General features: G+C 36.1%; 23 protein-coding genes, 1 tRNA gene and 2 pseudogenes. 12 read left to right on the top strand and 14 right to left on the bottom strand.

Annotated elements, in window-relative coordinates; genetic code table 11:
* Window positions 1-54 precede the first annotated feature (54 nt).
* Window positions 55-1,806: an ABC transporter ATP-binding protein gene (locus tag Trichorick_RS03055; RefSeq protein ID WP_323738783.1), complete on the top strand. Its 1,752-nt coding sequence runs from the start codon at window positions 55-57 to the stop codon at window positions 1,804-1,806.
* 7 nt (window positions 1,807-1,813) lie between these two features.
* Here Trichorick_RS03055 and bioD read toward each other — a convergent pair whose 3' ends face one another.
* The 3 genes from bioD to sucC form a co-directional block, all read right to left on the bottom strand.
* Window positions 1,814-2,428 carry a dethiobiotin synthase gene (bioD, locus tag Trichorick_RS03050; RefSeq protein WP_323738782.1) on the bottom strand — a complete coding sequence of 205 codons (615 nt, stop codon included), beginning with the start codon at window positions 2,426-2,428 and terminating at the stop codon, window positions 1,814-1,816.
* A 358-nt stretch (window positions 2,429-2,786) separates the two neighbouring features.
* Entirely contained in the window at window positions 2,787-3,659 is an 873-nt protein-coding gene (gene sucD / locus Trichorick_RS03045) for a succinate--CoA ligase subunit alpha (RefSeq protein ID WP_323738855.1), read from the bottom strand.
* Between the two features lie 47 nt (window positions 3,660-3,706).
* Complete coding sequence (gene sucC / locus Trichorick_RS03040) at window positions 3,707-4,870, bottom strand: ADP-forming succinate--CoA ligase subunit beta (RefSeq protein ID WP_323738781.1); 1,164 nt, start codon at window positions 4,868-4,870, stop codon at window positions 3,707-3,709.
* Window positions 4,871-5,121: 251 nt separating this feature from the next.
* Between sucC and Trichorick_RS03035 the strand changes: the two genes are divergently transcribed.
* The 11 genes and pseudogenes from Trichorick_RS03035 to Trichorick_RS02990 all read left to right on the top strand — a co-directional run bounded on the left by Trichorick_RS03035 (window position 5,122) and on the right by Trichorick_RS02990 (window position 11,769).
* The gene (locus Trichorick_RS03035; protein ID WP_323738780.1) at window positions 5,122-6,408 is read left to right on the top strand and encodes an SDR family oxidoreductase; all 1,287 of its coding nucleotides are present in this window, start codon (window positions 5,122-5,124) and stop codon (window positions 6,406-6,408) included.
* Window positions 6,408-6,875, top strand: coding sequence for a DUF2269 family protein (locus Trichorick_RS03030; RefSeq protein WP_323738779.1), 468 nt, complete (start codon window positions 6,408-6,410; stop codon window positions 6,873-6,875). The genes Trichorick_RS03035 and Trichorick_RS03030 overlap by 1 nt, the downstream gene beginning before the upstream one ends.
* A 201-nt stretch (window positions 6,876-7,076) precedes the next feature.
* Entirely contained in the window at window positions 7,077-7,370 is a 294-nt protein-coding gene (gene rpmB / locus Trichorick_RS03025) for a 50S ribosomal protein L28 (protein WP_323738778.1), read from the top strand.
* A complete protein-coding gene (gene rpmE / locus Trichorick_RS03020; protein ID WP_323738777.1) occupies window positions 7,367-7,591 on the top strand; it encodes a 50S ribosomal protein L31 in 225 nt (74 codons plus the stop codon). The genes rpmB and rpmE overlap by 4 nt, the downstream gene beginning before the upstream one ends.
* A 571-nt stretch (window positions 7,592-8,162) precedes the next feature.
* Window positions 8,163-8,239: transfer RNA gene (locus Trichorick_RS03015), tRNA-Met, on the top strand.
* Between the two features lie 276 nt (window positions 8,240-8,515).
* The gene (locus Trichorick_RS03010) at window positions 8,516-9,037 is read left to right on the top strand and encodes a hypothetical protein (protein WP_323738776.1); all 522 of its coding nucleotides are present in this window, start codon (window positions 8,516-8,518) and stop codon (window positions 9,035-9,037) included.
* 159 nt (window positions 9,038-9,196) lie between these two features.
* Window positions 9,197-9,534, top strand: a pseudogene (locus Trichorick_RS09275) (type IV toxin-antitoxin system AbiEi family antitoxin); the annotation flags it as partial.
* Window positions 9,535-9,558: 24 nt separating this feature from the next.
* Window positions 9,559-9,774 (top strand): hypothetical protein, encoded by a 216-nt coding sequence (locus Trichorick_RS03000; RefSeq protein ID WP_323738774.1) that lies wholly within the window; start codon window positions 9,559-9,561, stop codon window positions 9,772-9,774.
* Between the two features lie 229 nt (window positions 9,775-10,003).
* A complete protein-coding gene (locus Trichorick_RS09270) occupies window positions 10,004-10,117 on the top strand; it encodes a methyltransferase domain-containing protein (RefSeq protein WP_410250257.1) in 114 nt (37 codons plus the stop codon).
* Between the two features lie 357 nt (window positions 10,118-10,474).
* Complete coding sequence (locus tag Trichorick_RS02995) at window positions 10,475-10,894, top strand: GNAT family N-acetyltransferase (RefSeq protein ID WP_323738773.1); 420 nt, start codon at window positions 10,475-10,477, stop codon at window positions 10,892-10,894.
* On the top strand, window positions 10,891-11,769 hold the full coding sequence (locus tag Trichorick_RS02990; protein ID WP_323738772.1) for an aminoglycoside phosphotransferase family protein: 879 nt from the start codon (window positions 10,891-10,893) through the stop codon (window positions 11,767-11,769). Before Trichorick_RS02995 ends, Trichorick_RS02990 begins: the two co-directional genes overlap by 4 nt.
* A 41-nt stretch (window positions 11,770-11,810) precedes the next feature.
* Here the strand turns inward: Trichorick_RS02990 and Trichorick_RS02985 are convergent, their stop codons facing one another.
* The 11 genes and pseudogenes from Trichorick_RS02985 to Trichorick_RS02935 all read right to left on the bottom strand — a co-directional run bounded on the left by Trichorick_RS02985 (window position 11,811) and on the right by Trichorick_RS02935 (window position 18,923).
* Window positions 11,811-12,578: an AraC family transcriptional regulator gene (locus Trichorick_RS02985; protein WP_323738771.1), complete on the bottom strand. Its 768-nt coding sequence runs from the start codon at window positions 12,576-12,578 to the stop codon at window positions 11,811-11,813.
* A gap of 169 nt (window positions 12,579-12,747) precedes the next feature.
* A pseudogene (locus tag Trichorick_RS02980) lies at window positions 12,748-13,227 on the bottom strand (TspO/MBR family protein).
* Complete coding sequence (locus Trichorick_RS02975) at window positions 13,224-13,490, bottom strand: hypothetical protein (protein ID WP_323738770.1); 267 nt, start codon at window positions 13,488-13,490, stop codon at window positions 13,224-13,226. The pseudogene Trichorick_RS02980 and the gene Trichorick_RS02975 overlap by 4 nt, the downstream one beginning before the upstream one ends.
* Before the next feature lie 34 nt (window positions 13,491-13,524).
* Window positions 13,525-13,950: a GNAT family N-acetyltransferase gene (locus Trichorick_RS02970; RefSeq protein WP_323738769.1), complete on the bottom strand. Its 426-nt coding sequence runs from the start codon at window positions 13,948-13,950 to the stop codon at window positions 13,525-13,527.
* Complete coding sequence (locus Trichorick_RS02965) at window positions 13,934-14,686, bottom strand: class I SAM-dependent methyltransferase (RefSeq protein ID WP_323738768.1); 753 nt, start codon at window positions 14,684-14,686, stop codon at window positions 13,934-13,936. The genes Trichorick_RS02970 and Trichorick_RS02965 overlap by 17 nt, the downstream gene beginning before the upstream one ends.
* Window positions 14,679-15,566, bottom strand: coding sequence for an aminoglycoside phosphotransferase family protein (locus Trichorick_RS02960; protein ID WP_323738767.1), 888 nt, complete (start codon window positions 15,564-15,566; stop codon window positions 14,679-14,681). The genes Trichorick_RS02965 and Trichorick_RS02960 overlap by 8 nt, the downstream gene beginning before the upstream one ends.
* Window positions 15,563-16,030 carry a GNAT family N-acetyltransferase gene (locus tag Trichorick_RS02955; protein WP_323738766.1) on the bottom strand — a complete coding sequence of 156 codons (468 nt, stop codon included), beginning with the start codon at window positions 16,028-16,030 and terminating at the stop codon, window positions 15,563-15,565. Before Trichorick_RS02955 ends, Trichorick_RS02960 begins: the two co-directional genes overlap by 4 nt.
* On the bottom strand, window positions 16,027-16,404 hold the full coding sequence (locus Trichorick_RS02950) for a hypothetical protein (protein WP_323738765.1): 378 nt from the start codon (window positions 16,402-16,404) through the stop codon (window positions 16,027-16,029). Before Trichorick_RS02950 ends, Trichorick_RS02955 begins: the two co-directional genes overlap by 4 nt.
* Window positions 16,367-17,023 carry a protein kinase family protein gene (locus Trichorick_RS02945; RefSeq protein ID WP_323738764.1) on the bottom strand — a complete coding sequence of 219 codons (657 nt, stop codon included), beginning with the start codon at window positions 17,021-17,023 and terminating at the stop codon, window positions 16,367-16,369. Before Trichorick_RS02945 ends, Trichorick_RS02950 begins: the two co-directional genes overlap by 38 nt.
* Complete coding sequence (locus tag Trichorick_RS02940; protein WP_323738763.1) at window positions 17,020-18,594, bottom strand: GNAT family N-acetyltransferase; 1,575 nt, start codon at window positions 18,592-18,594, stop codon at window positions 17,020-17,022. The genes Trichorick_RS02945 and Trichorick_RS02940 overlap by 4 nt, the downstream gene beginning before the upstream one ends.
* Window positions 18,591-18,923 carry a class I SAM-dependent methyltransferase gene (locus Trichorick_RS02935; protein ID WP_323738762.1) on the bottom strand — a complete coding sequence of 111 codons (333 nt, stop codon included), beginning with the start codon at window positions 18,921-18,923 and terminating at the stop codon, window positions 18,591-18,593. The genes Trichorick_RS02940 and Trichorick_RS02935 overlap by 4 nt, the downstream gene beginning before the upstream one ends.

Below are 18,923 nucleotides of genomic sequence, written 5' to 3'. Positions count from 1 at the left end.
GATGGCATTTTGTGTTCAGTGACATGACCAATTTTTCATTACATAGAGTATATTATGAATAACCCGTTTTCCTTTCTCTGGTCAGTCATAAAATCATATAAATATCTATATCTAATCATGATGATTGCTCCATTTGCTAATGGGGTATATTCGATTATGTATAATTATGCGGTAAAGGTACTAATTGATTTATTTACTCAGAATCAACATATTACCCTTGAGCAAAGTTGGCAACCAATAGCATTATTCGTGGGCGCGCAAGCTACACTTGACTGTACATGGCGTGCACATAATTTTGCTCAATTAAAGTGCATGCCGTATATTTTGCAAAATATGTTGGATAAAGTTTGTAAACATTGTTTTAATCTATCATATAGTTTTTTTCAAAATAATCTTTCTGGCTCTATTGTCGGGAAAATAAAAGGAATTGGCGATAATTATTTTAAGATGCATCAAGCGCTTGAATTTAAACTCAGTAAACCACTATGGATTACATTATTTTCTGGCATTGCTTTAGCTTTTACTAATATAAAAATATTTCTTTTTGTTGTAGTATTTACAGCTGTTTACTCACCGATAGCATTGAGATTTTTTACAAAGCTTGCCAAAATGGAGCAAGCAAAACAGAATTCCTGGTATCATTTATTTGGAACGGTAGCAGATTGTATTGGCAACATCTTCACAATTTTTTCTTTTGCCACCAAACAGCGTGAATTACAAAAAATACAAGATTATTATGATGATATACATAATCCATTAGTTATCAGATATTATAAGTATGATTTAATTATATCTATAATATTAAGTATATTTTATTGGGTATTTTTCATATCGCTATTTTGCTATGTTATTTATATGCGAAATAACGGCGAGATTTCAGTTGGTGACATTGCCTTTATTATGTCTCTTACATTTTTATTTGCAGAAAATTCTTGGCAAACAACAATGGAGATTAAAGATTTTCTTGAAGATGTTGCTGCTTTTCGTTCTGCCTTTGCAATTATGCAAACTCTTCAAGATACAATTGACAAACCTAATGCGACTGAACTAAAGATTTTAAAAGGTGAGATTATATTTCAAAACTTATCTTTCAATTATGCAGACAATGGTAAGGTATTTAAAAATCTAAATCTTCATATTAAAGCAGGCCAAAAAATTGGAATAGTCGGACATTCCGGCTCTGGAAAATCAACATTAATATCCTTGTTACTCAAGAATTTTAAAGCGACAAATGGTGATATTATTATTGATGGTCAAAGTATTTATAATGTTTCTTCTGATAGTTTACGCTCTCAAATATCGCTAATTCCACAAGATATAATGCTTTTCCATCGCTCTGTTGGTGAAAATATTGGATATGCCGTCGAGCATGCGGCCCAAAGTGAAATAGAAAACGCAAGCATAGCAGCGAATATTGATGAATTTATTGAAACTTTGCCTGAGAAATATAATACCATGGTCGGTGAAAGAGGTGTTAAACTTAGTGGAGGACAACGTCAACGTATAGCAATTGCCAGAGCTATACTTAAAAATGCTCCAATTTTGATTTTAGATGAAGCAACTTCTGCACTTGACAGTCAAACTGAGCAAGAAATTCAGAAATCCATCAATACGATGCTTGCAACAAACTGTGCTACAGTAATTGCTATAGCACATCGCCTTTCAACCATAAAACATTTAGACAGAATTATTGTCATGGAGAACGGTTCAATTGTTGAAGACGGAAGTTTTACAGAATTAATTGCAGTTTCAAATGGTAAGTTTAAAGAGCTTTGGGAACATCAAGTAAATGGGATGGTGGTTTAATTGTTTATTATATACTATCAAAGATACGATTTAATTTATCTGGAAAATCTATAGTTTTTAATTTTCTGCTAGTGACGTGTTTAAGCTGTGGAAAAGAAGCGAGAATTTCAATCTGTCCATAATATTCGATAGCTTTGTTATTTTCAATATTTTCGTGACCATTAACAATTACTCCAAGTATGGGGATTAATCTATGCCGTAATACTTCTATGGTTAATAAGGTATGATTAATTGTGCCTAAACCTGATCGTGTTACCAGAATTACTGGTACTTTCAGTGATTTAATAAGGTCAATCATTAATAGTTTCTGATTTAATGGCACTAAGACCCCACCAGCACCTTCAATAATCAAATTGTTGTTACTTGGAACTATAATGTTATTAATATTAATTACTTCATTCTCTAAACTAGCCGCTAAATGCGGAGAAAGAGGACGGCGATAAAGATAAGCTTCTTTGATAATTGTAGCTGATGTAAGTTTCTGAATGACCTTAGTATCTCTACTAATTATGCTACCTGTTTGAATAGGTTTCCAATAATTATATCTGCTATGCATACATAACCAGCTAGCAATGATCGTTTTACCTACATTAGTATCAGTACCGGTAAGAAAAATTTGCATTATATACCTTCTACATATGAGAACGGTTTTTTAATGGGTGGTAGATGGTAAGCATACGAGTTTTTTAGTTTATTGAACACTCTCCAAGATAAGAATTTCACAATTTGTGGGGATATATCAAGATCAGACGAGTTAGGCTCCGTGGTGATCCAGAAATCAGCTCAAGTAAGGGAAGAGCATTATAAAGACTGGATTGCTTCGATTTTTAACAAAATCTCGCAATAACAACTTTTTCTAAGAACCGTGAACGCTTACACCAGATGTCATTCCTGTTTGTTCAGTAAGGACATCTGGAATATTATGGAATCATGTCAGAGCAAATCTGAGATGATAGATGCAAAAAAACGATAAGAATACTTCAACTTATTAATTTTTTGATAGTCTTACCAATTTCTGCTGGTGACTGAGAAATTATTACTCCTGCGCTTTGTAAAGCTTCTAATTTCTCTGCAGCAGAACCTTTGCCACCGGCAATAATAGCTCCGGCATGTCCCATTCTTTTGCCTGGAGGAGCCGTGATCCCAGCAATAAAACTAACTATGGGCTTTTTAATTTTAGATTGTTTGATAAATTCAGCAGCTTCTTCTTCGGCAGTGCCTCCAATTTCTCCAATCATAATTATGGCACTGGTTTGATCGTCTGCCAAAAACATCTCGATGCAATCAACAAAATTAGTGCCGTTTACTGGATCTCCTCCTATACCAACACAAGTTGACTGCCCCAAACCAACTGCTGTTGTTTGTGCCACTGCTTCATAAGTGAGAGTACCTGATCTTGAAACAATACCTATATGTCCTTTTTTGTGAATATGTCCTGGCATAATACCAATTTTACATTCATCAGGAGTAATTACTCCTGGGCAGTTAGGTCCAACTAATCTAGATTTTGACCTTGACAATGCTCTCTTAACTTTGATCATATCAAGTACCGGGATACCTTCCGTGATACATACAATCAGTGCTATTTCAGCGTCAATTGCTTCTAAGATAGAATCTGCCGCATATGGAGGTGGAACATAAATTACTGTAGCAGTAGCACCAGTTCTTGAAACAGCTTCTTCTACGGTATCATATACTGGAAGATCTAGATGAGTCTTACCTCCTTTGCCAGGAGTAACTCCGCCCACCATTTTAGTACCATAACTTATAGCTTGTTCAGAATGGAATGTACCTTGTGCACCTGTAAAACCTTGACAGATTACTTTTGTATTTTTATTAACCAATATTGCCATATAATTTATACCATTATTTAAGAATTCAGAATTAACATAAATGATAATCAAGCATTAACTGCAGCTACAATTTTACTTGCAGCATCCGCTAAATCATCTGCTGCAATTATTTTTAATCCTGAATTTGCTAAAATATTCTTTCCTAGTTCAAAATTAGTGCCAGCAAGTCTTACTACTAAAGGTACTGAAAGGCCGATATCTTTAGCTGCGGCTACTACACCTTCAGCTATAACATCACAGCGCATGATGCCACCAAAAATATTAATCAGAATCCCTTGTACCGCTTTATCCGATAAAATAATTTTAAATGCTTCGGTTACTCGCTCACGATCTGCTCCACCACCAACATCTAGAAAATTTGCAGGAGAAGCTCCATATAATTTGATAATATCCATAGTTGCCATGGCAAGGCCAGCGCCATTTACCATACATCCGATGTTACCATCCATCTTAACATAGCTTAAGCCTACTGCTCCAGCTCTAGTTTCCAGCGGATCTTCTTCATCTTCGTCACGCATTGCTTCAATTTCAGGATGCTTAAATAAAGCATTGTCATCAAAATTGATTTTAGCATCAAGTGCTAATAAAGTACCTTCATGAGTTAACACCAAAGGGTTAATTTCAATCTGATTTGCATCAGTACTAACAAAAGCTTTGTAGGTTGTTTCCACAATCTTTATCATCTGCTTGGCTTGTTCTGCATGAAATTCAAGCCCATAAGCAATTTTACGACAATGAAATGGTTGTATCCCAGTGGCAGAATCAACAGACACTCTAATAATTTTTTCCGGAGTTTTCTCTGCTACTTCCTCAATTTCAACTCCACCTTCAGTAGAAGCCATAAAAGTAACGCAAGCTTTGACACGGTCAAATACACAGCTGAAATAATATTCTTTTAATATATCGCATCCTGATTCGATATAAACACGGCGCACTACTTGCCCAGCTGGACCAGTTTGATGAGTAACTAGAGTAGTGCCAAACATAGAATGAGCTATTTTTTTTGCATCCTCTTTATTTCTAACCAGTTTTACGCCTCCAGCCTTTCCCCGTCCACCAGCGTGGATTTGAGCTTTTATGACATACAGATTGGCTTCCAGATTATTAATAATATCATCAACTTCTTTTTCTTTCAATGCGACTATGCCATGAGATGTTGGAACATTATATTTTCTTAAAACCTGTTTCGCTTGGTATTCATGAATATTCATTACTGCTAATTTATTTATATGTTTAACAAAGCTTATATAATTTGATTCTACAACAAACTTTACTAATATGTAAAGCTTATGCTGTTCGATTATCGAGTATTTAGATAAGTGTGTTAATTTATCGTAATTTTTTTATCACTCAAGAAAATATTGTTTTTACAAAAATTTTATTAAATATAACAATTGGTTTCTAGCAAAATTGAATTGCTTTATTAATAATTTAATATTGTAAGTGTGAGAGTAATTTGAGAGTGCTAGTACTCGGAGGAAGTGGTTTTATCGGTTCTTACATTACCGCTGCTTTCATAAATGATGAATATGAGGTTGTGTGTGCGGTAAGAGATGTAGAAAGAACAAAAGGAAGACTCCCTCTGGCTGAAGTCATCGCTTGCGATTTTAACCAAGATATCACCGCTAAAATTTGGCTTAAACGGCTGGAAAATATTGATATTGTCGTGAATGTAGTGGGGGTGTTAAATTCATCTGGTTCTAATAAAATAGAGAATGTTCATATAAATGGACCAAAAGCTCTTTTTGATGCATGTGTACAAGCTAAAGTAAAAAGAATTATTCACATATCAGCACTTGGTATAGATGATGAGAAAACAACAGATTACTCCAGTAGTAAAAAAACAGCAGATAATTATCTCAAGACAATAACTGCAGTTGATTGGGTCATATTACAACCATCCCTAATATATGCCAATGGCTCATATGGAGGTACTTCACTATTGAGAGGATTAGCTGCTATTCCATATTTTATATTTCTTATGGGAGATGGGTTACAGCAATTTCAACCTGTGCATGTGAGTGATTTAACTAATGTAGTTTTGCATTGTGCTAAAAGAGAAGGAGAAATCAAAAAAATTCTAAAGATAGTTGGTCCTGAAATTGTCACTGTTAAAGATATACTAATTAATTTTAGAAAATGGCTGGGACTGAAACCAGCTATTCTTATTAGCATCCCTCTTATATTTATTAAATTTATATCTAAAATAGGAGATTTGATAGGTAGTGGTCCATTAAATAGTACCTCTTACAAAATGATGATGCTTCCTAACACAGCTGATAAACAAGACTTCATAAGCTTTACTTCTATTTTTCCAAAAAATCTAGAGCTTGGACTCTCTACCGATCCACTTACCTTACAATCATTATGGCATGCACGGTTATTTGTACTTAAACCATTATTAAAATGGGTGCTTGGATTATTTTGGATAGTTACAGGAGTAATTACTGGCTTAGGAGCACCAGAGCCTGGAATAGAAATTATAAGAAAATTTGGTTTTAACGATCAACTAAATCAACTAATGTTATATTCTTCATGCTTGCTAGATGTAATACTTGGCGTTCTCTTGATATTTAAACAAAGAATAACTCTAATAATTTTAATACAAATTTCAGTAATAGTTGGTTATACCTTTATTTTAACATTATTAGAACCGGTTTTATGGCTTGAGCCTTTAGGATCTCTTACTAAAAATATTCCTATTATACTTTTAGCTTGTGTGTTACTTGCAATCGAAAGAGATAAGTAGTGGATTGGTACTTTTTCATTAAGGCTATACATATAATTAGCGCTACTATTTTATTTGGCACTGGACTTGGTATTGCATTTTTTATGTGGTGGGCTAATAAAACAGGTGATTTAGCAGCTAAAGTCTATGCTGCTAAAACTACTGTGCTAGCTGATTTTCTATTCACTACTCCAAGCGTTATTATTCAGCCAATTAGTGGCGTTATCTTAATCAAGCTAGTAGGCTATGATTTTTCTGATTTTTGGTTAGTCTTAACTTATATAGGGTATATTATTGCAGGAATTTGTTGGTTGCCGGTAGTATGGATTCAAATTAAACTAAGGAATATAGCTTTGAAGGCGCAGGCTATCAATGAAGAATTACCAACTGAATATTATAAGTTATTCAAATTATGGTTTTACTTAGGTTGGCCAGCTTTTATCAGCTTAGTGATCATTTTCTTTTTGATGGTAATTAAGCCTATGTAATAGACCTCTTCGGAAACTGCATGATAGTTAATTGAATTTTTTGTCTATTTTCTTATCTTTCTACTCTAAAATTTATTCTAATATCCTCAAGTGTTTTGCTAGAATTTTCAAAATCAATAATTGATAAGTTATTGACAATATATTTATTGATGATATCATCTGCTCTTAATAGTTTTTAGTTAATTTAAATAGGTAGTGGTAGTGTCTCGTAAATGTGAACTTACTGGTGTAGGTGTTTTATATGGGAACAAAGTATCGCATTCAGAGCGTAAAACTAGAAGGCGTTTTGAGCCAAATATGCGTGTTGTGCGATTTGTTAGTGATGTAACTGGTTCACAGTATAAATTTAGGGTAAATGCTAGATGTATACGTTCAGTAGAAAAAACTGGTGGTTTTGATGAATATATGATAAAAATATCTGAGAATATGTTGTCCGACCGAGCTAAACTAGTTAAAAGAAAAATTATCACAAAGAAAGCTGAAGAAAATTTATGAAACTTGGTATACATCCAACTTATAAAAAATTACGTATAAAAATCGGAGAAGATGTATTTGAAACAAATTCGACTCTTAACGTTGAAGAAATTTTAATGGATGTTGATTATAGAAAGCACCCTGCTTGGACTAAAGATGGTTTAAACGTAATCAATGAATCTAATAAAAGTATAAGTGATTTCAATAGGAAATTCGGTGGTTTGAAGTTTGGAGCAAAATAGTTTTACTGGGCTTTCTTACCCTGTATTTTTGTGTATCATCTGTATGCAAATATCTTTACTTATACAACAACTACCTCTTGCATAAGCTAGAAATAGTTGAGGAATTTTTAAGACAAAAATATAGGAGAAGTGCTGAGAATTGGAGGGCAAATTATAAAATTGCTTAACTAGGTAGATTTAAGTAAAAATTCTAGTGCTGTGTTTTATATCTATTTTGATACACTACTTTTCCCAGGAATAAATTGCTAAAAAGATCATTAATTTATTGGACTTCTCTCATAAGAAATAGTTAAAGAATTTTTAGCGAGGATCGCGGCGTACATAAAAATACATGGAGAGCGAAGGCAAGTTTTAAGTTTTAAGTGAATCTTTAATGAACTGTATCAAATATCATTGCGAAGGCTTGGCCTGAAGCAATCCAGAAGGCTTGCTAACTCTCTGGACTGTCACGGAAACGTAGTAACCTCAGCTCAGACGTATTTTAACTTAATTGACACAGTTCATTGAACACTCTCAGTTTTAACGACAAAATCACCAGCCAGTAAGTTTGTGTGAAAAGTCTATTATTTATCGCGGGGTGGAGCAGTCTGGTAGCTCGTCAGGCTCATAACCTGAAGGTCGTTGGTTCAAATCCAGCCCCCGCAACCAATTATTCTGCAAGCGTTTTTTAATATACCAGATACCGTCCCTCCTTATGGTGTTTTATTACTAATCTTGCCACAAAGCCTTCTCTGTTTTAAAATAGCAAAGCATTATAAAAAATAAGATATTTACGATTAAACTATATAAATCTAATTACAGAGAATAGAGGTAGTGATTATGCTTTGTACTTATTACGCTTATTACTCTCCTTACGCATAGTGTTTGCTACTGCTATTGGAATGACTTGTCCTTTTATTTATAGCCCTAGGGAATAGTATGGTTATGAAGTTAAAATTTAAAACTATATTATTTTTTTACTGTATTTTCTCTTTTATTGTAGTAGGAGTCGCTCAAGCAGAAAAATTAAAGGAAGAAGATAAACTGAATCAAATGCCAGGGAATACAAATGAAGCATCTCTGCTTATTGATAAGATCGCAGGCGTATACAAACGCAGTTTTAAAAATGGTAATATTGACGGAACTACTTATTTATCAGAAGATATTCTTGAGATTGTCAAAGTCGCTGAAAATATCATCTATTTTAAATTTCGCCTTGAGTTCTTTAACGGTCATTCTTGTTTTTTGTTTGGAACTGCATACTACACAAGTGATAAGACTTTTTTATTTAAAGGAAATGCAGAAGAAAGAGACTGCAATTTGAAAATAATAGCCACAGCTGAAGATATCAAATTTATTGATGGAGCTTATGGCGGCAATGCATGTAGGGACTATTGCTGTGGAGCTAGAGGAGGACTTGATGGTGTATCCTTTAAGAGATCAATACGAAACCTATTAAATACATGAAACTATTAAAAAATTCAGAACATTATCAAGAATCCATAAAAACACTTACAGAAAAGTGATAGAGATTAGTCATTTGGAAATTCAATAAACTTCTCCCACAAACTCATTCTGACTGGTGGATATGGATCTATTCCAGCAGAAGAATTAGTTCCTATTATCATGAAACACCTAAATGTTGATTATTACGTTGATCTACTTAGTGCCCGATTGTTTTATGGTGCGACCCATCAAAAACCAGCTCGTTTTCAAGTGATCACCAACAAACAGGTTAAGCATCCCATCAAATTTGGTGATGTAGTGATTGAACTTGTCTACAAGGATTCTTTAGAGGGTTTACCAACCAAAGATTTTGTCGCAGTACCGGTTATTTAAAAGTAGCTACTCTGGAGTTACTGGCTATTGATCTTTTCAAATATTCAGCTAGGGCGGCTGGTATTAGTCACATTGCTACTGTCTTATCAGAACTTGCTCCCAGTATCGATGAACATAAATTAATTGAACTTGCTGAGCACTTGGGGGAAGTGGCGCAAATTCAACGATTAGGATTTGTCTTGGAGAAAATTGATGTGATGGAAGATGAAGAAAAGAAAGAGAAAATAATCTATAGACTTGTAGAATACCTAAAAAATTCAAGAAGACCTTTTGTTTCCCTTGTTCCATACATATCAAAAACTGGGCACCCTAGGTATAAAAAATGGAAAATTATTGAAAATACTGATTTTGAGAGTGATTTATGATACCAGAAATTTTTATCCAAGCATGGCGAAAAAATGTCGAGTGGTAAACGTACGCCCAAATAGAACAAGATTTAATAATAATTAGAGCATTTTTCTCGAGACGAATTTTTAAAAAATTTAGGACTAAAACGAAATTACCAAGCTTTCCGATCAGATATGTACGCGCTACTTCCTGTTGGATTAAACTGGAATTATTTATGAACTTGAAAAATTAAACAAGACGTTTGACATGGTGTATTGCCGATTTGTTTTACATCATATCCATAAACCAAGACTAGCATTAACTCAAATTTCTCAAGCATTAAAATTAAGTGGCCTGTTTTTAGCATCGAAGGTATTATAAATTATGCCTACAGCTACCCAGAGCAAACTGCTTGGCCGCAACTAAAATTTCCAATTGAGGTTGCAGAAGGCGAAAATCGCAATGGCAATATTGAGAAAATGCTACCTAACTTGATCAACCAAGCTGATATGAAATGCATTGACGCCTCCATTTATCAACCGATATTTAGTGAGCCAGATGTAAGACAATTATTGCTTCAAAATGAGTGCGTCGATAATAAGGAATATCTAATAAGTGATTGCCATATGAGCGAAAATGAATGGCAGAAAAAATACGATGGTTAAAAGCGTGCATCAATGATGAAACTATTCTAATTGGCTTTTATGTCGCTAATTTCACAGCAAGCAGGAAAGTAAAATGAGCAGCATAGAATATTTCATTGAAAATACCCCTAATGCTTTGGATGATAAAGTCATTCATAATGGGATAGTTGATTTTAATGCTAAGATCATAAAGGAAAAATCATCTCATTTCAGTGTATTTGCAAAAGATGTTGATCAGATCATAGGTGGTGCTTTAATTTGGGAACGCAGTGATGCGCTGTATATTGATGTACTCTGGTGCAATGAACAATACCGAAAACAAGGCATCGGGACAAAAATTATCACCATGATTGATGATGTGGCTAAGAACAAAAGATTGCCTAAAATATTTGTCGATACTTATGAATTTCAAGCGCAAGCTTTTTATGAAAAGCATGGTTTTTACTGCATAGGGACCATACCAAAATATCTGAAAGATTATGATCGTATTTTCATGAAGAAAGACATCTCATGAAAATGTTTGAGCAAAACATCATTAATTTATATGGCAAAAAAGGTAGACAGTGGCAAGAAAATCTGCCGAATCTCGTAACACAACTAGCGAACACTTATGGGCTATCAAATTTAAAACTAGTCGATAATTTAAGCTACAATTATGTGTTATGGGGGTTTCAAGGACCTCAGCCAATTATTTTAAAATTAGGATTGGATATTGATGGATTCAAGCGTGAAGCAGCAGCCCTCATGGCACTTGAGGGATTTGGGGTTGTCCAAATATTTTCAGAAAACACAGGGTTGCTTCTACTTAAATGCGCAGTCCCCGGCGTCTCTTTAAAGTCCTATTTTCCTGAGAAGGATGATGAGGCAATTAATATCACAGCAAGTGTTATCAAACGATTGCACAAAGCCCCAATACCAAGCACTCATGCATTTCCGCATATCAAAGATTGGCTTGAAGCATTAGATGGCGACCTAAAAATTCCAGTGCAAACGCTGCAAAAAGCCAGAGAAATTCGCGATCAGCTTTTAAAAACAGCTAAGCCAGATGTTTTGCTTCATGGCGATTTACATCATGATAATATTTTGCAAAATGGCGAAGATTGGCTGGTGATCGATCCGAAAGGTGTAATTGGCGAACCCGCGTATGAAGTGGCAGCTTTTATTCGCAACCCGATGCCGGAATTATTGAATCAGGCTGATGCGCCAAATATTATTCATAACCGTGTCACTCGCTTTGCTGAAGCCCTTGAATTGTCAGAACACCGAATCATTGATTGGTGTTTCGTGCAAGCGGTACTTGCGTGTGTTTGGGCTTTAGAGGATGGTTGTGATATAAGCTATTTTGAACAGATAACAAAGATTTTTGATGTCATGCCATTTAATGATTGAGGAGCGACATTGCTCCCCAATACTCGTATAACACAACACCCTTACTTAAGAAGCACCCAAATTTCTGTTAAAGATTCTGTTTCGGCAACTTCATAATTAAAATTGTAATAGCAGAATATGCAAGGCAGATCCCCTAACTCTTCCTGTACTTGCGGTAACCAATCTCGATAAATGCTGTAAATCGTGTCCCCGATATTATCGCGAGAACCTTTATGCATGGTGACAGCATATCTGCCGGCAGGTAATGTTCTCTCTATAACCTGATCATTCAATTTAAAATCTTGCGGAACGCTAAGGGCTAAATCAAAGCGAAACTCTTCCGGCTTCACTTCTCGTGGATCGTGATAGTCAAAACCAAAGGCTTCTCCTGGTTTAGGTTTTAGGTTAATTGGTTGCGCTTTTGCCCAAGTAATGAGTTTATCAAGCGTGTCGGATAATCGCATGGGATCTCCATGATGCTCCATTACAGCAACTCTTTTAGCAGGTAGTTCTTTAATTGTTATCGTCATAATTTTTTTACCTTTAATATGTATAGATTGCGGTAGATTTTCGAAGCTTTCCCAATTAGACCTTCGCCTAAATTCTGAGGGCGGTTTCCTACAAACTTGTTTAAAAACCCGACTAAATGATTCATGGGATTCGAATCCGGCTGACAGCGCAATGTTAATAATTGTTTCCTCTTTATGTACGATCAACTGGTGAGCGGCGTGTTTAAGCCGCAGCCACTTGATATAGCTCATGAGAGGTAACCCTGTGTAGGCCGTAAACAACCGATGAAAATGATATTTTGAAAACAAGCGATTCGGCATAGCTCATCTAAGCTCAGCTCTTCATCAAGATGCCTGCCTATGAAATCAATCACTCTGCCCGTTCGTTCTTTGTAATTCATAATATCCTGTGTTTCAGTTGTAACCGTTTACATGAATAAAAATACGACATCTATGTTTTTTATGCTTGACCACCATTGCTAATCTTCACTCAGTTATACTGCCATATGTAGAAATTTAAGTAGGTCGCAAATAAAATCCAGAATAAATAAGGCATCATCAGCAGCGATACTGCTCTCATTTTTCGGTAAGCTAACCAAATTGTTGCGCCGACCAGAATATCCATAGCGCCCAAAACTATAAGGGAAAGTCCAGTTAAGTGATAATGGAAAAACAATAGCGCTCAGCTCCAGTTTAAAATGAGCTGAGTCACATATAAAGTTTTGATAACACTGAGCTTGCGAAATGACGGCTCACGCCAAATGAGCCAGCCGCAAGCGCCAATAATGCCGTACAAAATAGTCCAAGCAACTGGAAATACATAATTTGGTGGTGTCAGGGTCGAGCGATGTAAGGTGCTATACCAAGTGCTAATCTCTGGCTTGGTTGAAGAGCCGATAACCCCACCAATTGCGATCAGTACGACGATCCAGATGATTAAAGAGAGATGGTTTTTAATGCCTTGATTCATAGATTGCATAAAATATCTTCGATAATTTTGTTCTTAAAGGTTGCATGCCTATGAAGGCCAGCTGCTATGATTGCTGGGGCTAATTCTTTTATCATCTCAAGAGCAGCAGATTTCTGGACTTCATTTGAATTTGAATCTTCAAAAAGATCAATATTTTTTAGAAAAGCAGCTATTGATCCTTTACGAACAGTCAAGCCATTTAGTTCTACAAAATTTTCACTATCAGATAAAATATCATTTGGTTTTATTGCATTAGTAGTCATTACAGTATCTCCTATAAAAATTATTCGTTAAAACTCATATGCTAAACTCACATTTGTATCTTAAATTCCCATATCGCCCTTTAAACTTATGGCAGGTAAAGCCTGACTTAGAATAAAAATCTACTGACTCCCCATCAGTCTCGGCAATAATCCTATAGCGCTCATAACATTTCTTGAGGAAGTCCAAAAGCAAAGTTCCAATACCTCGTCTTTGGAAATCTTGGAGCAAGGCAATATGGCGAATGGTAATGACCTCATTTTCTTTACAAATGCCTAAAGCCCCAATAAGGATATCATCCATGAAAGCGCCAATGATTTCATGGTCTATAGCTTCATAGCTTTTGATCACTTCTAGAACTTTCGTTTGCGAAGGATTACCAATTGCGCTGGTAATGACCGAAGGTAGCTCAAAGTTATCAATCCTTATATGTTTTATGGTAATTTTATTTTCTGCATTCATAAATAATAGACTCATCTTGCTCAGTTGGCGCAGAAGATTGATCAAAGGCTTTGATTATTCTTATGTGTTTAAAGCCTGCAGATTTTAACATTTCCATCAGCTGATCCTGCCGATAAATCTTCACTCTAAGTTCTTCAATTTCTGTATGGATAATATTGCCCGCTTCCAATAGTTCATATTTGCAAAGGCTGGTACAGATATCATCTTGGAGTGTGGCAAGCTGGCTTAGAATAATTTTTTGGCCATTTGTTTTAGGCCATAACGAGTCACGCCATATATCTGCTTGAGGAACGGCTTGCATAGTCTTTGCCTCAAATAAGAAAATATCACCGTCGTTTAAATGGTCATAAATGGCTTTAAGTGACTTCTCTACCTGCACAGGGTCGATTATTAAACAAAAGGAGCCACTGGGAATAAAAATCAAATTGTATTTTTCTGGACGTTTTAAATCTTCAACAAAACCTTTCCATGCCGTAGGTTTTAGATTTTTAGCCTCAGCTTTAGCATATAAAGCCTTGAGCATATGATCGCTGGCGTCAAAACCATGCACATTGAAGCCTTCTTCAATTAATGGGAGTAAAAACCGACCTGTACCGCACATTGGCTCTAAGATAGGGCCATGCGCTTTCATTACGTAATCACGATAAAAAGTATATGCATCTTCTGGTGGATTTGGCTTGCTTAAATCGTAAACTTCTGTACAAAGACTGAGATAGGTGTCTAAAATTTTATCCATTCATAACCTCATAAATAATTCTTTTTTGGAACAAAGCTTCAGCGCTGTTTTTATCTACTATCTGGCATAGCTCAAATGTTGCTTTCCAAAGTGCCCAGGCACGTGCACGAAGCAAGGTATCTTTGTTCATATTCATTTCGGAAATAAAAATCTCACGTGCTTTGCCAGACAAATAGGTCCAAGCAATCACAAGATCGCAGGCAGGGTCACCAACTGCAGAGCCGCCAAAATCAATGACTGCTGATAGTTTGCTGCCATCAATCAATAAATTGCCAATCGCAAAATCACCATGAATCCAGATTGGTGGTTTGTTCCATTTCGTCGCACAGGCCTTATCCCATAAAGCAAGAGCTTGCCCCACCTCTATAATTTCAGCCAGCTCTGCTACCTGCTCCCTGGCACCTTTATCGTAAACACTGACATGGTCGCCTCGCCACCAGTTATGTTGACCTGGCTCAGGGCCTTCAATATCGGTAATAGCTTGTAGCTCTTTTAAAAAATTGGCGAGATCGAAAGCAAGTTGTTCCTTTTCTTGACCGGTTAACGTCAGCAGATTGATACTTTTTCCAGGCAACCATTTGTATATAGAAAATGGATATGGATAACCTGCTGAAGGTTTGCCCATTTTAATCGGAGCCGGAATGCTAATGCTTAAACGTTTTGCTAATTGCGGCAGTAGTTCTTGTTCTTTTGGAACTTTTAAAGCGTAGTCTGCAGTTGTTGGCATACGAATAAGCATATGGTCGCCGATCCTATACGTACGGTTGTCATGTCCTTGTTTTTCAACATCTGTGATTAGTAGATTCGAATATTCAGGAAATTGCTCAGCTATGAGTTTGCGCGCAAGATCAGGGTTTAAAGTAATTGATTTCTCGTTCATAACGTCACCTCCATAACGGTGACGGGATGAGATTTAAATTCATCCATGCCTATTTTCTTGCAACCAAGGCGTTCGTAATACTCTGGTATGGTGGGATCGAAAGCAAATAAGTACAATTTTTCAAATCCAAGCTCTTTTGCTTTTAAGAGCGTCGCATCAATCAGCATCTTACCAATACCTTGGTTTTGATATTTTGGATCAACGACTACATCTGAAAGCCATGGACCTAAATCGGGACGAAACTCCTCCTTAAGTTTAAATGTGCAAAATCCTACTGGAATCTCATAGCACAGCGCAACGAATGAAATTGTTTCATCTGGATGATTGAGCTCATCATATGTCAATGACTCTATCTCCCCAATTGTAAGCTCTGGAAACCAAATTTTACCTAAAACCTCATGCCAAACATGAGCGAGTGTTGGTATAGCATCTGGATAATTTTTCAGCAGGTCGATTTTGATCATGATATTATTTCACTTATTAATTCTGGCATCAACGTTTTTACCCTCAAAATTGTTGGTAATACTTGCATGACTTGTTCTATCTCAATATTTTTTTGCTCAAGGTCTGTTTGATTGATAGCCCGATTAATATTGTAAACCGTCCAATTAATCCAATTTCCCATAACCCCATAAAATGCCGCCTCAACCATGCATTTTTCAATTAACCCTCCGGACTCCGAATAAGATTTAAGCATTTTATGGAACAAATTGATCTTGAGATTGGTTGTAACGCCCGACCAATCTAAAGCAGCATTTACAATTTCATATGTGGGGTTTAGTTTACGCGCCGATTCCCAATCAATTAATAGAGGCTGCTTTTTGTCCGTCCACAACATTTTTTTGATCTAAGTCACCATGCCCAATCACTGTGTGTTTTTTAAGGACTGCAATTGAACCCAAATAACTTTTATTAATTTCGAGAAGGATCGATAACTTGGAATTTAAAATGTCAGCAAATGGAAGCTGCATTTGAGTTGACTGTTTGATTAAATTGGTAATGTGTTTGTTATCATGAATGTCAAATTCAGGTTCACCGATGCTTTCAAGATGCAGATTTATTAAATGCATTTTTGCGAGTAAACTGGCAATGATTAATGCTTGACCTTCGTTAATTTCATCTTTATCTAAAGCTTTCGCGTTAACCCAAGGGTACACAAGGTAGCCAGATCCATCTATCATCAAAAGATGTTTATCTGATTGTAAAAGAGCGCATACGCCAGGGACATTTTTCATTATAAAACTTGAAGCAATTTGCTCGCTCAATTCATAATTTTTAATGACTTGATCATCTTGTAGATCAATATCTTTTGATAGCTGCTTGATCGCATAGGAACCTTTATCTGTATCAAGACACCACATGATGTGCAGTAAGCCACCGTGTATTCTTGTGGGCGTTTGAATCGGTGTCCCAAGATTAAAATACTGGCTTACGTGCTTAAGATGTTTTTGATTCATATGATACTCTCCACATACCATTCTGAAGCTACGGTTAATCCAATATTTCTAAGGAAACGACGCTTCGGCTCATCATGTGCACCGCAGACAACAAGGACTTGCGCTGTTCCTTTCGTTTTTGCGATTGCTTTAATTTCTTGAACCAATTTAGATCCAATTGAATGCCACTCAGCTTGATCAGCGAGACAAAAATCATCGATCATTAAGGTTAGCCCACCAGGATTATACACTTCCGGAGCAGGCATTAGCCTGCCAATGATAAATCCTAGGATTTCTTGTGTCTCGCTTTTCGCTGTAAACATGACATAGTTTTTATCTTCTAACAGTTCTTTAAACCATTTTTCCTGGATCTTATCGCCTGCTTCTCCTTTATGCCGCCAAAACTGCGGCTGTGCTTTTTCGTAGGATAAACGCTTGGCTTTTGAGAGCGAGACTATGGCAGAGATATCAGAAGGTTGGCTTGAGCGTATCGTAAAATTCTGGACTATATTGCTGTGAATCTTACTTTGTGTATCAAATTCAAAGATGACTCGACGGGGGCAATGTTCATCATAAGTCACATCTTTGATTTTCTTATTAAAAATCTTGCTGGTGAATTCACTAATTGCTTTTTCCCAAAACTTTAACGCTGACTTATTATTGGGGATAACGGAAACTTCCCACTTACCCGGATGCATACTCCAGATTTCTTTTGCAATTTGATACGCAATACCTTGACCTTGGAATTTAGCGATAATAAAAAACTCACCCATGTTCCAATTGTTTGAAGGAGATTCAGTTGCTTTATTAAGCAGAACAAAGCCGGCTATCTCATCATAAACTTTAACCAAATAAGCTTTTCTGGATCGATCTTCGAAGTAGTTTTTAAAATCAAAGCTTTCATAAAGCCCATCTTCTGGAATAGCCCAATCAGATGAGATCGAGCCGCAATCTCTTGATAAATCATAAACGTAGAAACGCGCCATGTTTTGAATACGAAGGTGATCATCTATTGTTGCTTTGATGATCGAAACCTTTGGATCAAATTTTTTGAGAAGCAGATGATGTAGTTTGCCTGCGCCACTTACATTGCCTTCCATGATGAAATCACACACATGTTTGAATCTCGCCTTCATATAAACATGCTTTGCTCGTGCGTTGGCGCTATCCGGATCAATCAAAAAAGTATCTGCTTTTGGGTCAATAGATTCCCTGAAATAATCGATAAAGTCACGCAAGGTTTGAGAACCGTAACCTTTACCAAAAAATTTAGGGTTACCTATCATGTAATCAAGACCATAGGTATTGCCTGTTTTGGAAAGCCTTTTGAGCTTCTCTGGGCCTATATCTTCCTTATGTGTTTCTTGAATGGTCATCAACATTGCAAAAGGTTCGTGCTCAAGAGAGGCGATCCAATAAACATACTGGCCATCTGCATAAGACGATGGTGTTTTTCTGCCTTCTGTAAAATTTACAATATCATCTTTATGAGCCTGAGTGTTGTCCCAAAATTCCATAACATGAGGTTCAGTAAGCCAGCTAAAGATAGTGTCCAAATGCGCGCTTGTTACCTTTTTAAAGTTAATTTTCATAATTTTTTATCCAAATATAATTTCATGCCTTCGTGGCTTGCCTCAAAACCAAGCTTTTCATAAAAATGTTTCGCTTTTTGTTTGATAATTTTGAGCATGCTTCGGCTAATGTCGCTGCCAACAACTTCAAAACCTTTTTCTTTAAGCCAAAAGGCTTGAGAACCTGTCCTACAAGTCAGATCGAGAACGGTAGAAACATGATGCTCTTTTAATATCTTCTCTAAAAGAGCATTGATTGCCTTCGAATTATTTTCATTAAATTCATCATATCGCTGCGCTCTTGTGTTGTAATAAGAGGCTTTTGCAGTTGTGTGTGTAAGTCTTTTCAT

The organism is Candidatus Trichorickettsia mobilis (assembly GCF_034366785.1).
Classification (GTDB): domain Bacteria; phylum Pseudomonadota; class Alphaproteobacteria; order Rickettsiales; family Rickettsiaceae; genus Trichorickettsia; species Trichorickettsia mobilis_A.
This window is presented reverse-complemented; position numbering and strand designations above follow the sequence as displayed.